Here is a 17418-nt window from a genome sequence, read left to right as displayed (position 1 = left end):
ACGCGTGAGACTCGGCATAGCTGGATCGTCCGACCCCCTCAAACGGAAGGACAGACGATGCGCAAACCGAGAGATTTCGACGCCGAACTCCAGGCGCTGACCGACAAGGCGAAGGTGCTCAAGACGAAGAAACAAGGCCAGCTTGGCGAGCTGGTCATCGCGACCGGCGCTGATGCCCTAGCTATCGAACAGCTTGCGGGCGCACTGCTCGAAGTTGTCAGCGCAGACGCGGCGCGAAAGGAGGCATGGCGCAAGAGCGGCGCGGCCTTCTTTCGCGGCGAAGATGCCCGCGCTCGCAAAGGCGCTGGCCGTGACACGGGCGGCGCTTCGGCGAGCGATGCAAGCGCGCAATCGCCTTCAGGCGCAGCAGGCGCGGCATGACACGCGGACGTGGCAGGTGAAGCGCCGCGAGCGCACGCGCCAGCTGATTGAACTCGGCGGGCTTGTCGCGAAGGCCGACTTGGTCGAGCTGACCGGCGACGACCGCGCCGTCATCTTCGGGCTGCTGGTCGAAGCGGCCGCGACGCTGCGCGGCGAGGCGCGCGAACGGCAGCTGTCATTATGGCGTCGTCGCGGCAAACGCGCGTTCGACACTGGCAAGGTTGAGTAGCGCGCGCGAACCGTCGCTGGCGCCCTGCCGTTGCACCAGCGCTTATCCGCGCGGTTTGACCGTCACCCAGATGGAGATCGGCGCGGTGAACTTGCCCGGCGCAGGTTTACCGATGTCGATGCGTTCGGCGGTGACCAGCTCGCCGCTTTCAAGAGTAAAGCTTGCCCAGGGCTTGGGCATGCGCCCGAAGCTCATTTTCTGGATCGGCTGGCCGGTGGCCGTGTTCATGATTGTCGCGGTGATACCCATGCCGCGCCGGTAGCGACCGGGCGCTGATTCTGTCCAGCATGTTGCCGACAAAAAATTGCTCCAACTGCGCACCGCAACAATCGGAGCCGCGACACTCGCTGCCGATGGTCTCGACGCGCCGTTCAATCGAGCCGCGCCTCGCCCTCCGTGGCTGCCGCATCGCGCTGCGTGGACGACGACACATCGGCGCCGACGTTGACCGCGCCTGCCTCAACATCCGGACGTTTGTCGCGCTCGGCTTCTGGCGAACAGGCCGCGACAAGGGCTGACAGCAACGCTGCCTTCGCAAATTTCAGCGCCATGAATCGCACCCTGCTGCCGGTCAATTCCTCAGCCCTGTTTGGTCTTCGCCTTCACGCGCGCAGCGGGCTTTCGCCCGCCGCCGCGTCCCTTGGTGCCAAGCCCGATCTGCTTGGCCAGCGCGCGGCGCGTCTCCGTGTAGTTGGGCGCGGTCATCGGATAGTCCTTCGGCAAATTCCACTTCGCGCGATACTCGTCGGGCGTCATGCCGAACTGGGTCATCAGATAGCGGCGCATCGTCTTGAGCTTTTTGCCGTCTTCGAGACAGACGATATAGTCGGGTTTTACCGACGACCGGACCGACACGGCGGGCTGCTGCGGTTCGGGTTCGGGTTCTGCGCCGGACGCAAGACTGGCGAGCGCTTCGTGCACAGAACGGATGACGAGCGGGATGTCCGATATGGCGACGCTGTTGTTGCTGACGTGCGCCGCGACAATATCGGCGGTCAGCGTGACCAGCATTTCACTATCTTCCATGGATGTCCTTCCCTATCCCGCGTCGCGTGCGGTGTTTTCCAGTTCGGCGATGCGTTCGTTGCAAATGGTTTCGACGATAGCGGCAAGCTGCTCGACGCGCTCGCCGAGCCACGCGAGCTCTTCCTCGGTGATCTTGTAATGTTTCGAGTAACGCGCTTTGACATAGGCGTCCTTGAGCTTCTCGAAGCGCGACCGGTCTTTGCGATCTTCGCGCGGCCAAGCGTCGATCAGGCGGGGATCGATCTGCTCGGCTTGCGTCCGAAGAAAGCCAAGGTTGTGGACGTGCGGCGTGTAGAAGCGGCACACGAGAAGGACGCAGTGATAGAGAAACTCGGCCGCCTGATGAGTATCGAAAGCGGCTTCTTTTATACGGCCTTGTCCCCGAACATATTGAGCGGTGTCCAAGCGGCCGCGCGCCGCTGGAAACCACTCGTCAAAATACTCGCGCGCCATGTCGAGCGCGGCGTGCGGCGTCATCGGCTTGGGTTCGGCAAGCTCGCTGTCATGGTCCTGATATAGCGCAATGCCGTCGCGCGCGACGTCGATGAAGAAATAGCGCCCGTGGCTGAGCCCCGCGTTCACCTCGTCGAGACTGTGAACAATGAAGTTGACCGGCGTGCGCAGCGTCTTGGTGACCCCAAATTCGCGGATCAGCCGGTCGTCGAGCTTTGCCCAATATTCAATGCGGTCGGTGAGCCGCTTGTCGCTGACGATGATGAGCAGATCATAGTCCGACTGATAACCTTTCGCCGTGTGCGGTTCATCGACCCAGCCGCCGCGCGCATAACTGCCATAGAGAATGATCTTGGCGATACGGCCTTTCTTCTTCCAGCCCTGCGTCGCGAGCGCCAGCGCATCCTCGAACTCCTCGAAGATGATCTGCACGACGCGTTCAAGCTCGCGCTGCTTGTGCGGTGGAAGATGATCGATGTCGCTTCGCATGTCGGACCTAACCTTAGAAAGCCGTTCGACCGAATGGCAAGCGCCATCCGGTCGAACCCAAATTATAGCCATGGCCAGACCAGCGATGGAAAGCGCGCATGGAGGCAGCGCGACCACATGCGCAGCGCGCGGGCAAAGTCGGCAGTGACCTGATCGACACTGATGCCGTGGCGCGCCGCAAGTTCCTCGTAGGGCGTTTCGTCGAAGCGGACGCCCACGAAAATGTCGGCCTGCCGCGCGGTCATCTTGCCGAGTGCAATCGCCAACCGGCGTTCGATCTCCGCGGCGTCGAGGCTCGAAATAGCGCGCGGTTTCCTGAACCGCATCGCTGCACCGATCCTGTTCATATCCTTTCTCCTTCAAACCACCGCACCCCGGCCCGGAAGGGGGCGGAGGGGGGCGGCGCGAAGGAGCCGGCAGACCCGCATGATCGGGCGGGCTGCATCTGAAGGATCGGAACGGAGTGGAGAACCCGCGAACCGCGGGTTGCGGCCCGACCGGGCGGGGCTAGAGGCGAGTGACGTCCGCCTCCGCCCCCGCCGTGCCGGAACATTAAGCGCCGCCGCGTAGCGGCGACCCCATGCGCGCCAGGCGCGCGCCCCCGCCTTACCGAATCGGATGACGCCCGCGCCGGTCACGGCGCGGCAATTGGGGCGCGACCTTCTCAGACGGTCTCAACCACCAGGTGTGAGACTGAAAAGCGCATCACCGGCAAAATTATTATGCCTGCCCCGGATGACGTTTAACGACGTTTGACAACAACGAACAACAACAAACAACAATGGTGCAATCTGCGTCAGAAAGTGAGGAATCCCAACGGGTTGACGACAGACCAGGATAGACCATTCTTTCCATCGAGCCCTCATTTGACACCAGCCGATGAAGGATATGACCATGATCGACGACATCCGTTCCGACCGCTTTCTTCGCCTCCCCGCCGTCCTCAGCCGCACCGGCCTCAGCCGCGCTACGCTCTACCGTAAGATCGTAGCCGGAACCTTCCCGCCGCAGCGCAAGCTCGCCGAGCGCTGCTGCGGCTGGCGCGCGTCCGAAGTCGATGTCTGGCTCCGCAACCCGATGACCTTCACCGTGGCCGATCTCGAGCGCGAGGACGCCTGATCGAAACAGACGAAGGCCCCGCGCCGCAGACCGCGGCGCGGGGCGGAAACCCAGCTCAGTTGTCGGGGTTCCAGATGATCGCATAGGCGTCGTCGCTGTCCTGGCCGGCGGCGCGGCCGAGGTTGGCGTAGATCCGGCGCGGCCCGAACTCGGGAGCGGCAAGCGTCAGCGACACGAAGGGCTTGCCCGAAGCCTCGCAGATGCGGACCCAGCCGGCACCGATCTCGACGCCTTCGGAATAGACCCGGTAGTCGGGCTGGACGTCGCCGTTCTTCGAACGATTGGTGCGGATTTCGATCGCTGCGCGGATCGAGAGGGTTTTCAGCTGGCCCACGAAACCTTTTTCGATGGTGCCGTTCACAAAGCCGATAGCTGCCATTGGTCGTCTCCTTCACTGTGCCGCGGGACCATCCCTGCGGCATGGGCGGACCCAAGGCCCGGCGCATAAGGCGCCCGCGAACCCGAAGGGCCGCAGCGAAGCGGAGGAGTGCGGCGGCGCGATTATTTAAAGCGCAGCGGCCCGCGAGGAGCGTGCGCAGCACGCGGGGAAATAATCGCGCCGCCGCACTTTCGCGGGGCGCCGCGCCGGGACAGGTCACATCGCCCGTCGCCGGGATGGTTCTGCTGCGGAGCGAGATGACGGGCCAGTAATTCGGTTTAACGATCGATCATTGAAATTTGAGCGAAGAAAGCCATCAAAGGCCTCGCGCCGCGCAACGACCAGATCGATCCGCCGCGAACGGGACGAGCGACGATGCCACCCCTCCCGCATGGGCCGGGAATCCGATGCCGAGACCAGCTCCCGCCCAGCATCCGTAAAGAATTGGAGACCCAGCTGTCGCGATATGGAGCAATCCCGCAAACGCGCAGATTCCGGCTGTTCAAACCGGTCCGCCGGGCTAAAAATGACAGCACCTGCCAGCGCAGCCGGAGCGTATGCGACCCCGGTCCAGCTGTCGATAGCGGGTCGATGCATCATCAACGCGATGATCGTCGGGGCGGTGGGAGGGGAAAAGTTCGCACCGCCCCAGTTTCTCCATTTTTGCACATTCGCGCGCCGTCGCCGCTTGCGGCGGCGGCGCGCCCGAAACGAATGACGCCGCGCCGGCCCCCTGGGACGGCGCGTCATTTCGTGACCCGAAAGATGGGCGGGCGACCGAAGCCGCCCGCCCTGTCGTCATGCCGCGAGCGGCGTCTCGTCGTCATCGGCCGCGCCGCCCTGTTCGGTAGCATCGGCATCGGCGCTCGCGGACAGTTCGAACGCCACGCGCCCCGCCGCCTTCACGCTGCCGACCCCGCCACGCGCCGTGTAAGCGGTCGGCGGAAAGGCCATCCACCGCGGAGCCCACGGTCCGGTCTTGGTGCGGCCATTGGTGCCCGCAAGGCTATGGGCGATGATCGTTTTAAGCGCCTTGGCCTTCTCACCCGCGTTCGCTGCCGCCACCTCGGCGTCCGCAACCTCGCCGGTGATGGCGAGCAGCACTTCGCGGTCGCGCAGCTGGTCGAGGAAGGCCGCGTCGGCTTGCCAGTGCTGGCGCATATCGGTGCCAAGGTGAACGCCGATCATCTCGACCGCCTCGCTGCCCGCCGCCAAGGTCTCGCCCATGACGATCGCCACGATCTCCAGAACCACCGGATCGGGAAGTTCGAGCAGCCGCGCGAACAAGGGCGCAAAAGGGGGCCGGTGAAGCGGCCTTCCCGTGACGGTCGGGGTATCTTCGTCGAACCCCAACACTGCGAGCACTGCGCGGCGCCTCTCGTCGAAGGCAGTTTCGGCAGAGGAGGTTTCGACGCTCTCGGCGATATCTTCCTTGGGTGCCCGCTGGCTTTCGGTATCGACGCGCCACAGGTCGGCGCCCGCGATGACATGCGCAAGCATCGCCCGGAGTGCGACGGCGCCGTGGCTCGCCAGATCGGCGCGCACCGCTGCATGGCGATGGAGATCGATATAGGCATTGAGCGGACCCGATACTTCGGGACGGCTCGGCTTGTCGGTGACCGCACAGCCGTCACTACCACTGCCGCCGCTCGAAAGCCGCTTGGCTTCCTTGGTGGTGACATAGCCTTCGTGGAAGCTGACCTCGCCGCTGTCGCGCACCTCGACATAGATACGGCCGCCCTTGCGCTTGCCCGCACGAACAAAGTCCCACGACCGGAACCAGTCGCCGCGTTCCATGATAACGACGTCGGACCATCCCGCTTCGAGATACTCGGCCTTGCGCGCTTCGATGGCCGCTATCTGCGCCCACCAGAACGCATCGCTGTCGGCAAAATAGCTGTCCTCGCCGAACAGGTCCGAGACGATGGCAAGCTTCGCCTCGGCAACATCGAACAGCGCGAGTTTTACTGCGATGGCATTGCCACCGAACAGCCATGCTTTGAGCTGATGGCCGGTCGGGCAATAGGCGCTCTCGTCGTCCAGCAAGGCAAGCCACGCCTTCTGCTGGCTTTTCGATGCGAGCGTCAGGTGCCGCACCGTGCCCGCATCGATCTCGCCGCGCCGATAGAGGGTGCGGATGCGGGGGAGCAGGTTACCCAGCGCAAGAATGCGCTTCACCGTGCGCGGCTCGAACCCGAAACTGTCGGCGACCTCGTGGACCGACCGGCCCGCCTTCACTAAGGCAACGAACGCCTCCCACTGGCTGACCTCGTCGGGCTGAACGCGGGCGAGATTTTCCAGCATCGACGCTTCGAGCGCATCGGCGTCATCACCCTCGTCGAGGATCGCGCAGGGGATCGGCTTCACCGCTCCACCTTCGCGCGCCACGGCGTTGATGGCGGTATAGCGACGACGGCCCGCAACGATCTCATAATGCCCTTCGGCACGGTTCGGACGAACAAGCAGCGGAACCAGCACCCCGCGCGCGCGAACGCTGGGGAGCAGGTCGGACACATCGGGGTCTTTGCCCTTCCCGCGCATGTTGGTCGCCGCAATCGACAGATGGTCCACATCGATAAAATCGAGCTTCATGACTTTCTTCCTTTCCTTCCACCACACCCGGCCCCGGACGGCGGGGCGGGCGGCGAGGAAAGGCGACGGGACCGCGCCAAAGGACGGGACGCACCCGAGAGGGCCGTAACGAAGTGTAGGAGCCGACGCGCAGCGGCGGCTTGCGCACCGGCCGAGCGGTCCCACAGCCGTGCGCCGACTGCCACGCTGTCCGCGGCCGACCACCACAGCGCCGCCGCGCGATCAGCGCGGCGTCACCATCGGACAATAAACGCGCCCTTGTCGCAGCCGCAGGCGCCGCGGCGTGCGCGGGCCGGTGGAGGGCCGGGTGCGGCAACGCCGTGCCCGGAGCAGCGCCACGCGCTGCTTGCCCGCCGCAAGAGCCGCGCGCCCGCGGCGCCAAGAAGCGAGACAAGAGCGCTGCGCGGCCAACCGTGCAGGTGCGCGACCTCTGGCGGCTCCTGCCGCCGCCAGTGTGCGCTCATTTGCGGCCGCGCTCGTTTTTCCCCGGCAGGACGATACTATTCCGTTTCGGGAGCATCCCCAGCACAGTAGCTCCCCCACGCCTCCATCAATTTGACGCGGGCGCCGGGCTGATCCGGTGTGCCTAGATAGGTTGTACGCCGATAGGCGGCCTGCACTGCGTCGGGCGTCTTGTGCGCCAGCGCGGCCTCCACCACGGCGTCGGCAAAGCCCTCATTGGCGGCCCAGTCGGTGAAGGTGGACCGAAAACCGTGGACGTGGAACGGCTCCTTCATGTCGCGCAGCACCTTGAGCAGCGTCATATCGGACATTGGCTTGCCGGCCGCTCCCGGGAAAACCACATCGACATCAGAACGCCGGAAGGCTTTTGCTCTCGCCACCACAGCCAACGCCGCGTCGGAGAGCGGAACAACATGGGCGTTGCCCCGCTTCATATGGTCACCGGGTATCGTCCACAGCCGCTCATCAAAATCAAACTCGTCCCACGTCGCGAGCCGGACCTCCTGGCTGCGTACGCCGGTCAGAATAAGCAGTTCGAGCGCCAACCTTCCAAATGCTGGCTTTCGCCGCAAAGCTGCGAGGAAAGCGGGCAGCGTGCTGTAGGGCATGGCCTTGCGATTCTCGCGCGACTTCACTTGGCGAGGCAATCCACGTCCCGCTTTCAAGCTGCCATTTCCAGACGGGGCTTCGTTGGAGCGCCAGCCTTTGGCGTGAGCATAGTCCAGAACAACGCAGATTCGGTTGCGTACCTGTCGGGCCGTTTCGGGAATCTCCTGCCAGATCGGCATCAATACCTCGATGATATCCGCTGCGGTGATTCCGCCGGTCGGAACATCGCCCAATTTCGGAAAGGCGTGGCTTTCGAGGCTGGCAAGCCATTGGCGCGCATAGATGGCACTTTTCCATCCGGCCGCATTCTCTTTGTGATATTGGCGAGCCGCTTCGCGGAATGTCACCTTCGCAGCAGCTTCACTCTTCCTCTCGGCCAGCACATCGCGCCGGTCGATCTTGACCGCCTTGCGGAGCTCGTTGGCTTTCTGGCGAGCCTCCAAGAGCGGAAGCAATTTGGCGCTGCCCAAGCCAATGTCTTGCCGCTTACCATCGCGCTGCAGACGCAATAGCCAATAAGCCCCGCCGCGCTTATCGACCTTCAGAAACAGGCCGTCGCCGTCCTGATAGGTGCCAGGATTCGCCAATGCTGCCTTGATCGCCAAAGCCGTAAGCTTTTTCATAGGGTTAACCCGTTTTTTTACCCCCACACTCGGAAGCCCGATTCTTAGGGGTCCAAAAATTTACCCCCACATTCCCCCCACAGTTTTCACTGCGCTGCAGTGATACGACATGGGATGTAGAGGAGCGACCGAGGGATAATAACCTAGGTTTTCTGCGGTTTCTAGCGATTTTAGGAGATGCCCTCGGACCAGAGGGTGGTGGACAGGGCTGGATTCGAACCAGCGTACGGAAACCCGGGCAGATTTACAGTCTGCTGCCTTTAACCACTCGGCCACCTGTCCATGGGGTCCGCGTTGGGAAGTGGCGCAATGGCGAAACGAGGCTTGCCTGTCAATGGCAGTCATGGGAAAGGCGCGGCCATGAGACAATTTTCCCGCCATCGCCGCCCGACGGGCGGAAACCAGCGCGGACAGGCTGTCCGGTTTTGGGGCCGTCACGCCGTCGTTGCCGCGCTCGCCAACCCCGACCGTACCGTCAAGCGCATCTGGGGCACGCGCGAAGCGCTCGGCCAGCTCGACCTGCCGCCGGTGGTCCCCATCAGCTACGCCGACGTCGCCGACCTTGCGCGACTCGTCGCGCGCGACGCGCCGCATCAGGGGCTGGTGATCGAGGTCGATCCGCTCGAGAGCACCTATCTCGGCGATTTGTTGCAGGAAGAGGTCGATGCGGAAAGCAAGCGCCCGCTCGTCATCCTCGACCAGGTCACGGACCCGCATAATATCGGCGCCGTGCTGCGCTCGGCCGCGGCATTCGACGCGGCGGCGATCATTACGCAGGACCGCCACAGCCCGCCCGAAAGCGGCGTCATCGCGCGTTCGGCGTCGGGCGCGCTCGAAACCGTGCCGTGGGTGCGCGTCGTCAACCTGTCGCGCGCGCTGGAGGAAATCGCCGAGGCGCAATATTGGCGCATCGGGCTGATGGGCGATACCGAAACGACGCTGGGCGAAACGCTCGACGGCAGCAAGGTCGCGCTGGTGCTCGGTTCCGAGGGCGACGGGATGCGCCACAATGTGATGGAACATTGCGACGTGCTCGCCAAACTCCCCATCTCGCCGCGGATGGAGAGCCTCAATATCTCGAACGCCGCCGCGATCGCGCTCTACGCGGTGGCGACGGCAGGCTGAGACTTTAAACCATCGTCATTGCGAGGAGCCCCGGACTTGATCGGGGGCGACGCGGCAATCCAGCGCCTGCGTACACCGCCCTGGATTGCTTCGCTACGCTCGCAATGACGAAGGAAATATAGTCAATCCTCCGCGGCGATCCGCACCTTCAGTCCGTCGAGCGCGTCGCTGAACGGGATCTGGCACGACAGGCGCGACGTCTCGTCGCGGTCGGTGGTCGAATCGAGCAGGTCGTTCTCATCCTCGCTCATCGCCGGCATCGCGTCCCTGTCGCCCGCCTCGACATGGACGTGGCACGTTGCGCACGAACAGCAGCCGCCACACAGCGCGAGCAGTTCGTCGAACCCGGCGTCGCGGATATTTTCCATCACCGTCAGGCTGGTGTCGCCTTGGATCTCATGTTCGGTGCCGTCGCGCGTCACCACAATCAGCTTGGCCATGCTCGTCCCCATAGATTTCTTGTCGCAGGCGCTATGTCGCGCGTTGCCTGCCAAATCAAGCGTTGCTATCAGCGACCTTCGGAACAAAAGGAGAATATGCGATGGGCCTGAGCCAGCAGCAGTTGAACGCGGGAATTGACGCGCTGGCGGCGAGGGATGCCAATTTCGCGCGCGCGCTCGGCAACGCCGGCTATCCCGAACCGCGCATCCGCGACCGCGGCTACACGACGTTGCTGCGCACCATCGTCGGCCAGCAGGTCAGCGTCGCCGCGGCCACATCGATCTGGAACAAGCTGGAGGCTGAATTCGGCGCGGGCTGTCCCGCCGAGGTGATCGCCGCCGCCGATTTCGACACGCTCCGCGCGTGCGGCCTGTCAGGGCAGAAGCAAGGCTATGCCAAAAGCCTCGCGCAGCTGATACTCGACGGCGAACTCACGTTCGACGCGCTACCCGCCGACGACGAAGAAGCGATCGCCCTGCTCACCAAGGTCAAAGGCATCGGGCGCTGGTCGGCCGAAATCTACCTGCTCTTTGCCGAAGGCCGCCCCGACATCTGGCCCGCGGGCGACCTTGCCGTGCAGGAAGCCGTCGGCCGTATATTGCAACTGGGCGGGCGGCCGAGCGAGAAGCAGGCGCGCGAACTCGCCGAAACTTGGCGCCCGCACCGCGGCGCCGCCGCGATCTTCAGCTGGCACTGTTATAATATGGATGTGATCTGACCCGCTGTTGCCGGAACCTCGCTCGCGCCGTATCCGGAGCGACGGCCATAAACCGCGTCGCGAACGGCCGCGGGAAAGGCACCCGACATTCCTTCCAGTGCCGTGTTAGTCAAAGCGACGACGGTCAGTTTCTGCGCGGGATCGACAAACCAGCTATGGCCGTAGGCGCCGCCCCACTGGATTGTACCAGGCGATTGCGGCGTGCCGGTTCCCGATGGATCGACAAGCACTGCCCAGCCATAACCAAAGCCCCAGCCTTCGCCTTGCGTCTGTGCCTGTGGGCCGACTTGATCGCGCATCATAGCTGTCACCGTGACAGGTGACAGGATAGTCCCTCCGCCGCGGCGTATATTTTCCAAAAAGCGCATGACATCGTCCGCGGTCCCAACCATGCCCGCGCCGCCAGACGGATAGGAAATGGAATCGAAGGTCCGACCCGGCGCAAAGCGGACTGACCCCTCGCCCATCGGAATCGTCATGCCATCGGCCATGCGCACCGGCTCAGGCTGCCCGTCGGCGTAAGCAACAGCCAATCGCGAGAGATCGCGGACGGTAAAGCCGGTATCGTTCATCCTAAGCGGTCCGGTCACCCTCGTTTTAACCGCGCTCGGCAAATTTTGACCCGTCGCCTTTTCGATCACCGCGCCGATGACGTCGGTTCCCAGCGAGTATCGCCAGCCCTTCCCGGGGGGAAAGGCCAGTCTTGTCTTGCCGAGGCGGTACAGCGCCTCCTTCATGTCCAGCCCAGTCTGATCAAATCCGTCGGACACGTTCCATCGATGATAATCGCTGTGCTTCGGCTCGAGGAATCGATAGCTCAGCCCAGAGGTGTGGGTCAGCAAATGTCGCAGCGTGATGTCAGGCGCTTGACCGTCCGCCAGTTTGGGTTTGAAGTCGGGCAGCCATTTGGTCACCTTGTCGTCCAGACTGACGCGCTTCTCCTCGACAAGCCGCATCAGGGTTGCCGATACGATCGGTTTCGAAACCGAAGCCAGACGAAAAATCGCGTCCTCACGCATCGGCCGCCTTGCTTCCCGATCGGCCCACCCGGCCGCGCGACGATAGATGACTCTGCCGTCGCGGGCCACAAGCACCACGGCTCCGACGATCTTCTTTTCCGCGATCGAGCGTTCGATCACCAGATCCAGACGATGCGCCAATTGGGTGTCCGGCGCCGGAACGACGGGGGTGGCAGCGGCAAGTGCTGACGAAACGAAGGAAAGAAAAGCGTTGGGCATTGCTTCGCATCTCCGATATAAGGAATGATCGCTCCTTATATCGAGGAAAGCACAATTTCCAGAGTGATCACTGTGATAAATAATGAACCAGCTGGGCCTCGAACGCGCGGCCGCCCCCGCGCGTTCGATCGCGACCGCGCGCTGGAAACCGCGGCGCGGACGTTCTGGCAGCATGGCTATGAAGGAACGTCAATCGCAACACTGACGGCGGCTATGGGTATCACGCCGCAAAGCCTCTACGCCGCTTTCCGTTCCAAGGCAGTGTTATATGGGGAAACCTTGCACTGGTATCAGCAATGGATTGGCGCGGCCACCGCGGCAGCGCTGCAAGATGCCGATGTCATAGCGGGCTTTACCCGCATTCTTCGAGATTCAGCGCGGGAATTCTGTCGATCCGACCAGCCGCGCGGGTGCATGATCTCGACCGCTCTCCTGAATTGCGGGTCGGACAATGATCCGGTTGCGGCAACGACGACCCAGCTTCGTGGCGCTACGCTGTCCGCGTTTCGAGATCGATTGCAACGCGGCGTTGATGATGGCGCGCTGCGAGCCGATACCGATGTGGAAGCGCTTGCGCGCTTTTTGGGCGCACTGATCCAAGGCATGTCGGTACAGGCCCGTGACGGAGCCACCGCGGCGGAGCTCGTCAAAATCGCCGACATGGGCGTGGCCGAACTGCATCGACATCGCGCCGGGTGAGAAAGGACATCACGCCGCGGTTAAACCGAGGCCGGCGATGCGAATAAAAAGGCCGAGCGGAGGATCGTCCACCCGGCCTTTTTTTGTCTCTTGCGAAGCGAGGGGCTTATTTCTTCGCTGCGGCCTTCTTGGCCGGAGCCTTTTTGGCGGGCTCAGCCTTCCCGGCCGCAGCTTTTGCCGGAGCAGCCTTCTTCGCCGCCGGCTTGTCCTCAGCTTTGGCCTCGACCTTCTTGGCCGGCGCCTTCTTGGCAGGAGCTTCCTCGGCTTTGGCCTCTTCCTTCACCGCTTCCTTCTTGGCGGCGGGCTTTTTCGCGGCCGCCTTTTTGGCCGGCTTTTCGTCATGATCGTGACCGCAGCCCGGACCGTGGACATGGCCGTTGTCGTCGTCGGCCTCGATCGCGGCCTCAAGCTCCTCGCGGGTCGTTTCGCGGTCGGTGATTTCCGCCTTTTCGAACAGGAAGTCGACGACCTTGTCTTCATAGAGCGGGGCGCGGAGCTGCGCAGCGGCGAGCGCGTCCTGCTGGACATATTCGACGAACCGCTGGCGATCCTCGGGGCGATACTGCTGCGCCGCCTGCATGATCAGGCGCTGCATCTCCTGCTGCGAGACCTGCACGCCATGTGCCTGACCGATTTCGGAGAGGAGCAGACCCAGGCGGACGCGGCGAACGGCGATGGCGCGATATTCCTCGCGATCGCTCTCCAGCTCGGCCTTCGCGGCTTCGGGATCTTCCTCATGGCTCGCTTCATGCTCGAGCTGCTGCCAGATCTGGTTGAATTCGGCCTCGACCATCGTCGGCGGCACGTCGAAGTCGTGGCTCGCAGCGAGCTGGTCAAGCAGCTTGCGCTTCATATAGGTGCGCGTCAGGCCGTTCAGTTCCTGCTCGACCTGATCCTTCATCAGCTCTTTCAGCTTGTCGAGGCTTTCGAGGCCGAGCGTCTTGGCGAACTCGTCGTCGATCTTCGACGCGGCCGGAACCTTCACTTCCTTCACCGTGACGGCGAATTCGGCGGGCTTGCCCTTCAGAGTCTCGACCGGATATTCGTCGGGGAAGGTGACCTTCAGCACCTTTTCGTCGCCCGCCTTGACGCCGACGAGCTGGTCCTCGAAACCGGGGATCAGCTGGCCCGAACCGATTTCGACCGCCATGTCCTCGCCCGTGCCGCCGTCGAAGGGCGTGCCGTCGACGCTGCCGGCGAAGTCGATGATGACCTGGTCGCCCGCCGCGGCCTTCTTCGTCTTCGGCGCTTCCTCGAAACGCTTCATCTGCGCGGCGAATTCTTCGATCTTCGCCATCACCGCCTTGTCGTCGGCGGGAACGGTCAGCCGCTCGAGCTTCAGCCCGTCGATCGACGGCGCGGCGATTTCAGGCAGCACTTCCAGCGCAACGGTCAGTTCGGCATCCTTGCCAGCTTCATACCCATCGGCCAGCGTCACCGCGGGCTGAAGCGCCGGGCGCAGCTTTTCCTTTGCCATCAGGTCCTTGACGCCCTGGTCAATCGCCTTGTTGAGCGCGTCGGCCGACAGCGCGGCACCGTGCATCTTGCGAATGAGGTTCGGTGGCACCTTGCCAGGGCGGAAACCGGGCATACGGACGGTCGGGGCGATGCTCTTCACCTCCTCATCGACGCGTGCGTCGATATCCTTGGCGGTGATGGTGACGCGATATTCGCGCTTCAGGCCTTCGTTCAGCGTTTCGACGGTCTTCATTGCCTTGGTCTTATCCTTGCTCAAAATCTCTTGTCCGAACCCCGACCAAATGGCGGCGTTCCCCTTGTCCCGGCTTGCAGCTCACGGGGGTGGTGCGGGCGAAGGGACTCGAACCCCCACATCTTGCGATACTGGTACCTAAAACCAGCGCGTCTACCAATTCCGCCACGCCCGCGCATGAGCTTTCGGCCGGGTGCGCGAAATCATGCGCTGCCGCGCACGCCCGTGCGGGCCGCGCGGGGCTATAGCAGACGCGCCGCCAAGGGCAAGGGCACACCGCCCCAAAATCCGCGGCCGGAACGTGTATAGTGCCCGTTCGTTGATGAAGCCAAGGAGAGTGACATGACCAACGGCCCCGACCCGCTTCCCAAGCCCAAGCCCGACACGATCGAACCGCAATCGCCGCCCGAACAGCCGGTCCAGCCGACCCCGCTGGAGGACCCCGCGGGGCAACCCGCCGAAATACCTGGCCGCCCGGGTGGCGGCGACATCGACGAACCCGGCCGCGGGCCGGACGAAGTGCCGCCGCAGCAGATTTGATGGGCGCCGCGCTGAACCGACTCTTCAGTTCACGTCAGAATCGTGCGCTCTGCATCATTGCTTGCGCTTCGGGCAGGCCGGCTTCGAAATAATGAAGCTGCGGCGCGTAATAGTTCGCGACGAACAGCTTGCCGTCTACCACGGCTAGGCGTGCCTCGCCCAAGCGCGTAAGTTCGTCGTTTGGCATGGTGTACCGATAACGGACCAATAGTCCTTTTCTTCCGCCGATATCGGTCGGTGCCGATTCCACGATCGAAAAATCGGACAATTGGTTCGCCGCTCGAAAACTGCGTTCGAAAAAATCGGCGAGTTCGGGCAGCAACAGGTTGCTGTCAAACTTAGGCATCGGGTTATTCTTTTTGTCGCGTTCCTTGTACAGCGACCCGCCGTTCGGAATGGCCGAGAAAAACTCGAGGGCGTTGAGGCCAGTACCGTCCTGAGTCCACACCCGCCCCTGCTGGCCCGGTCGGCCACCTTGGTTCCAGTCGCGTTCGGGCGTCACTTTAAGACTGTCGACTTGGACAGTTTGTTTCGCGCTCATCAGCTTCCAGCCCGCTTTTGCCGACGGGCTCCAGGCTGCGACCACAGCGGCCGCAAAAATCATCGAACAACGATAGATAGCCATATCAATTCTCCAACAGCATTTGCATCGCCGTGGCGTCTGACGCCTTCGGCATTCGAACCAGATATTCCTGCAGCGCCGCCTTGCCGGCTACGCTATCACCACCGCGAATTGCCGTCAGACCGGCGCCGCGCCACGCCTCGGCTGGCGCCGAACCTGTCGCGATTGCCTGTTCGTAGAACTGCCGCGCCGTTACTAAGTCGCGCGGATTGCCACGCAAACGGTAGAGTTCGCCGCGGGCATGGAGCAGCAAGCCGTCCCAGCCAAGCGCCTGAGCCCGGCTCTGAATGACATAGTCGACGGCCGCAAATTCATTGCCTTTGACCAGGCTATCGAACAGCGCCGGCAAAACCCGCGTCGTCTCTTCGCGATAGGCCGCAGCCCCGTCGTCGCCCTCCAGCGCCCCGGGCTCGCTCTCGATCGCCGCAAAATAGGTGAAACGCTGCAGATCGGTGGGGTGCGTATCGATCGGTCCCGGGTTTTGCCGCTTGATCCTGCGCTGCTTACGCTCTTCGCGCAGCGCGGTCTCTTCCTCCATCAACCGCTTCCACACGACCGACGCTCGAAGTGGATAGGCGGAAGCGCGAATATATTCTGTAGAAAGAATATCCGCCTCGGTCTCCTGTGCCCGCTTGAAACCGAAAAATCCAAACAGGATTCCCGTCTGGGCAAAAGACGCGCCTTGCGTCGCGGCCGCTCCGACGAGGCCCAGCCACGCCATCGCATCGCTGCCCTTTCGTTGTTCCTTGAAACCGTTGAGGCTGTGTCGCAGTTCAAAATGCGCGAACTCATGCCCGAGTATCGTAGCCAATTCCGCCTCGGAATAGACGCGTGCGAGCAACCCCGTGTTCACGACCATGAAGCCGTTGGGGTACATGCCGGCGTTGAAAAGCTTGTCCTGCACGACGTAGATGCGCGTGGCATCGCAGCGGTCACCCCCCACCGCCTTGCACAAGACGCTCTTTACATATTTCGTGAGCCGTTCGTCGCGGATGACCAGAGGAGAGTCGCGAAAGGACCGCTCGAACTCGTCAACTTGCATCCAAAGGCCGCGCTCATCGACACCCTGTGGCTCATAGGCGCCGGCATAAGTCGGCCGTTCGAACTGCGCATTTTTCGCGGATGCTGGGCCAAGTCCCGCCGTCAGCAGCCACGCCGCCAGTATCGCCCGGACCGTCATTTGGCGGCCGTCACGACCGGCTTCAGGCCCGGAAAATCCTCCAGCAATTGGCCGACACGTTTTTGCATGCCCTCTTCGGTCCGAACGTCGCCGCCCATCCGTTCGTCAGCGTTCAGCCACACTAACTCGCCGCTCTGCAGATCGACAAGCCCGGCATAGCCAACATGCTTCCCCGAACTCACGCCTGCGCCGACCAAACCAATAGCAAGAACCTGGAACATCTTTCGGCCGAACGAGCCATATTGATCCTCGGTTCGGACAAACAGACCGTATTGTGCGCCGGTACGCTCGGCAATCGCCTTGGTCCCTTCGCCAAGTGTCCAGTCAAAGGCCTTGTTCTTACGGGTCGGAAGCCTGTTTCCCGGAAAGAACTGATAATTCACTACCGAATTGGCGACCGAATTGAACAGGGCGCGATGCTCGGAAAACAGTTTCGCGTCTTCGCCGACCAGATCGGGCTCGACGATCAATTCGTTGGTGAATTCGACCTGACGCCGTGCCAGTTCGGCGTTCAGAAACTCACGTGCCTGCGCGGTCCAGTCGGCGTTGGGTTCGCCGATTCCCCCGGTCGATTGTTCCCCCACCCAAACCGATGGGCGAAATAGCAGTATCTTTTTTCCCTTCAGCGTTTCCGCCGAAAAGCCCTCGCGCACAGCGCCTTTTTCTTGCCCATACGCTATTGGCAGCGCAATAAGAAATGAAACCGTCAGAACGGCGGCTGTCAGCCATTTATTCAGCATCCCCGAACCCCCCCGGATATTTCAGAATCGGGAAGCAATCTT

21 protein-coding genes and 2 tRNA genes are annotated in these 17418 nt (G+C 62.9%); 7 read left to right on the top strand and 16 right to left on the bottom strand.

Features of this window, described 5'->3' with window-relative positions; all coding sequences use genetic code 11:
- Nucleotides 1-57 precede the first annotated feature (57 nt).
- Both VSX77_RS12080 and VSX77_RS12075 read left to right on the top strand, forming a co-directional pair.
- Entirely contained in the window at nt 58-381 is a 324-nt protein-coding gene (locus VSX77_RS12080; RefSeq protein WP_338424854.1) for a conjugal transfer protein TraD, read from the top strand.
- Nucleotides 382-397: 16 nt separating this feature from the next.
- A complete protein-coding gene (locus VSX77_RS12075) occupies nt 398-610 on the top strand; it encodes a conjugal transfer protein TraD (RefSeq protein ID WP_338424853.1) in 213 nt (70 codons plus the stop codon).
- Between the two features lie 42 nt (nt 611-652).
- Here the strand turns inward: VSX77_RS12075 and VSX77_RS12070 are convergent, their stop codons facing one another.
- From VSX77_RS12070 to VSX77_RS12050, 5 genes are all read right to left on the bottom strand, one after another.
- Entirely contained in the window at nt 653-859 is a 207-nt protein-coding gene (locus VSX77_RS12070; protein ID WP_338424852.1) for a hypothetical protein, read from the bottom strand.
- A 122-nt stretch (nt 860-981) separates the two neighbouring features.
- Nucleotides 982-1161, bottom strand: a complete 180-nt coding sequence (locus tag VSX77_RS12065) for a hypothetical protein (protein ID WP_338424851.1) — start codon at nt 1159-1161, stop codon at nt 982-984.
- 28 nt (nt 1162-1189) lie between these two features.
- Complete coding sequence (locus VSX77_RS12060) at nt 1190-1636, bottom strand: MucR family transcriptional regulator (protein WP_338424850.1); 447 nt, start codon at nt 1634-1636, stop codon at nt 1190-1192.
- A 12-nt stretch (nt 1637-1648) separates the two neighbouring features.
- Nucleotides 1649-2578, bottom strand: coding sequence for a HEPN domain-containing protein (locus VSX77_RS12055; protein WP_338424849.1), 930 nt, complete (start codon nt 2576-2578; stop codon nt 1649-1651).
- A gap of 62 nt (nt 2579-2640) precedes the next feature.
- Entirely contained in the window at nt 2641-2925 is a 285-nt protein-coding gene (locus tag VSX77_RS12050) for a sigma factor-like helix-turn-helix DNA-binding protein (protein WP_338424848.1), read from the bottom strand.
- A gap of 547 nt (nt 2926-3472) precedes the next feature.
- Here VSX77_RS12050 and VSX77_RS12045 point away from each other — a divergent pair.
- Nucleotides 3473-3697 carry a helix-turn-helix transcriptional regulator gene (locus VSX77_RS12045; RefSeq protein ID WP_338424847.1) on the top strand — a complete coding sequence of 75 codons (225 nt, stop codon included), beginning with the start codon at nt 3473-3475 and terminating at the stop codon, nt 3695-3697.
- 55 nt (nt 3698-3752) lie between these two features.
- Here the strand turns inward: VSX77_RS12045 and VSX77_RS12040 are convergent, their stop codons facing one another.
- From VSX77_RS12040 to VSX77_RS12025, 4 genes are all read right to left on the bottom strand, one after another.
- On the bottom strand, nt 3753-4076 hold the full coding sequence (locus VSX77_RS12040) for a DUF736 domain-containing protein (RefSeq protein WP_338424846.1): 324 nt from the start codon (nt 4074-4076) through the stop codon (nt 3753-3755).
- 798 nt (nt 4077-4874) lie between these two features.
- Nucleotides 4875-6668 (bottom strand): ParB/RepB/Spo0J family partition protein, encoded by a 1794-nt coding sequence (locus VSX77_RS12035; protein WP_338424845.1) that lies wholly within the window; start codon nt 6666-6668, stop codon nt 4875-4877.
- A gap of 500 nt (nt 6669-7168) precedes the next feature.
- The gene (locus VSX77_RS12030; RefSeq protein WP_338424844.1) at nt 7169-8362 is read right to left on the bottom strand and encodes a tyrosine-type recombinase/integrase; all 1194 of its coding nucleotides are present in this window, start codon (nt 8360-8362) and stop codon (nt 7169-7171) included.
- A gap of 196 nt (nt 8363-8558) precedes the next feature.
- Nucleotides 8559-8644 (bottom strand) — tRNA-Tyr (locus tag VSX77_RS12025).
- 78 nt (nt 8645-8722) lie between these two features.
- Between VSX77_RS12025 and rlmB the strand changes: the two genes are divergently transcribed.
- Complete coding sequence (gene rlmB, locus VSX77_RS12020) at nt 8723-9487, top strand: 23S rRNA (guanosine(2251)-2'-O)-methyltransferase RlmB (RefSeq protein WP_338424843.1); 765 nt, start codon at nt 8723-8725, stop codon at nt 9485-9487.
- A gap of 122 nt (nt 9488-9609) precedes the next feature.
- Here rlmB and VSX77_RS12015 read toward each other — a convergent pair whose 3' ends face one another.
- Nucleotides 9610-9927, bottom strand: a complete 318-nt coding sequence (locus VSX77_RS12015; RefSeq protein ID WP_338424842.1) for a 2Fe-2S iron-sulfur cluster-binding protein — start codon at nt 9925-9927, stop codon at nt 9610-9612.
- Nucleotides 9928-10028: 101 nt separating this feature from the next.
- Here VSX77_RS12015 and VSX77_RS12010 point away from each other — a divergent pair, with 101 nt between their 5' ends.
- Nucleotides 10029-10646 (top strand): DNA-3-methyladenine glycosylase family protein, encoded by a 618-nt coding sequence (locus VSX77_RS12010; RefSeq protein ID WP_338424841.1) that lies wholly within the window; start codon nt 10029-10031, stop codon nt 10644-10646.
- On the opposite strand, the gene VSX77_RS12005 is transcribed toward VSX77_RS12010, so the two are convergent.
- A complete protein-coding gene (locus tag VSX77_RS12005; RefSeq protein ID WP_338424840.1) occupies nt 10625-11884 on the bottom strand; it encodes a serine hydrolase domain-containing protein in 1260 nt (419 codons plus the stop codon). The genes VSX77_RS12010 and VSX77_RS12005 overlap by 22 nt on opposite strands.
- Before the next feature lie 24 nt (nt 11885-11908).
- On the opposite strand from VSX77_RS12005, the gene VSX77_RS12000 reads away from it, so the two are divergent.
- Nucleotides 11909-12583 (top strand): TetR/AcrR family transcriptional regulator, encoded by a 675-nt coding sequence (locus VSX77_RS12000; protein WP_338424839.1) that lies wholly within the window; start codon nt 11909-11911, stop codon nt 12581-12583.
- A 106-nt stretch (nt 12584-12689) separates the two neighbouring features.
- Here the strand turns inward: VSX77_RS12000 and tig are convergent, their stop codons facing one another.
- The gene (gene tig, locus VSX77_RS11995; protein ID WP_338424838.1) at nt 12690-14294 is read right to left on the bottom strand and encodes a trigger factor; all 1605 of its coding nucleotides are present in this window, start codon (nt 14292-14294) and stop codon (nt 12690-12692) included.
- A 90-nt stretch (nt 14295-14384) separates the two neighbouring features.
- Nucleotides 14385-14469, bottom strand: a tRNA-Leu gene (locus tag VSX77_RS11990).
- A 167-nt stretch (nt 14470-14636) separates the two neighbouring features.
- Between VSX77_RS11990 and VSX77_RS11985 the strand changes: the two genes are divergently transcribed.
- On the top strand, nt 14637-14834 hold the full coding sequence (locus VSX77_RS11985; protein ID WP_338424837.1) for a hypothetical protein: 198 nt from the start codon (nt 14637-14639) through the stop codon (nt 14832-14834).
- A gap of 34 nt (nt 14835-14868) precedes the next feature.
- Here VSX77_RS11985 and VSX77_RS11980 read toward each other — a convergent pair whose 3' ends face one another.
- Genes VSX77_RS11980 through VSX77_RS11970 form a run of 3 tightly spaced genes read right to left on the bottom strand, consistent with a single transcriptional unit; the run spans nt 14869 to nt 17376 of the window.
- Nucleotides 14869-15459 carry a hypothetical protein gene (locus VSX77_RS11980; protein WP_338424836.1) on the bottom strand — a complete coding sequence of 197 codons (591 nt, stop codon included), beginning with the start codon at nt 15457-15459 and terminating at the stop codon, nt 14869-14871.
- Nucleotide 15460: 1 nt separating this feature from the next.
- Nucleotides 15461-16636 (bottom strand): M48 family metallopeptidase, encoded by a 1176-nt coding sequence (locus VSX77_RS11975; RefSeq protein WP_338424835.1) that lies wholly within the window; start codon nt 16634-16636, stop codon nt 15461-15463.
- Nucleotides 16633-17376: a hypothetical protein gene (locus VSX77_RS11970; protein WP_338424834.1), complete on the bottom strand. Its 744-nt coding sequence runs from the start codon at nt 17374-17376 to the stop codon at nt 16633-16635. Before VSX77_RS11970 ends, VSX77_RS11975 begins: the two co-directional genes overlap by 4 nt.
- Between the last annotated feature and the right edge of the window lie 42 nt (nt 17377-17418).

This window comes from Sphingopyxis sp. TUF1 (assembly GCF_036687315.1).
In the GTDB taxonomy this organism is placed as follows: Bacteria; Pseudomonadota; Alphaproteobacteria; order Sphingomonadales; family Sphingomonadaceae; genus Sphingopyxis; species Sphingopyxis kveilinensis.
The sequence above is the reverse complement of the archived record's forward strand: the minus strand, read 5'-3'. Positions and strand labels throughout refer to the sequence as shown.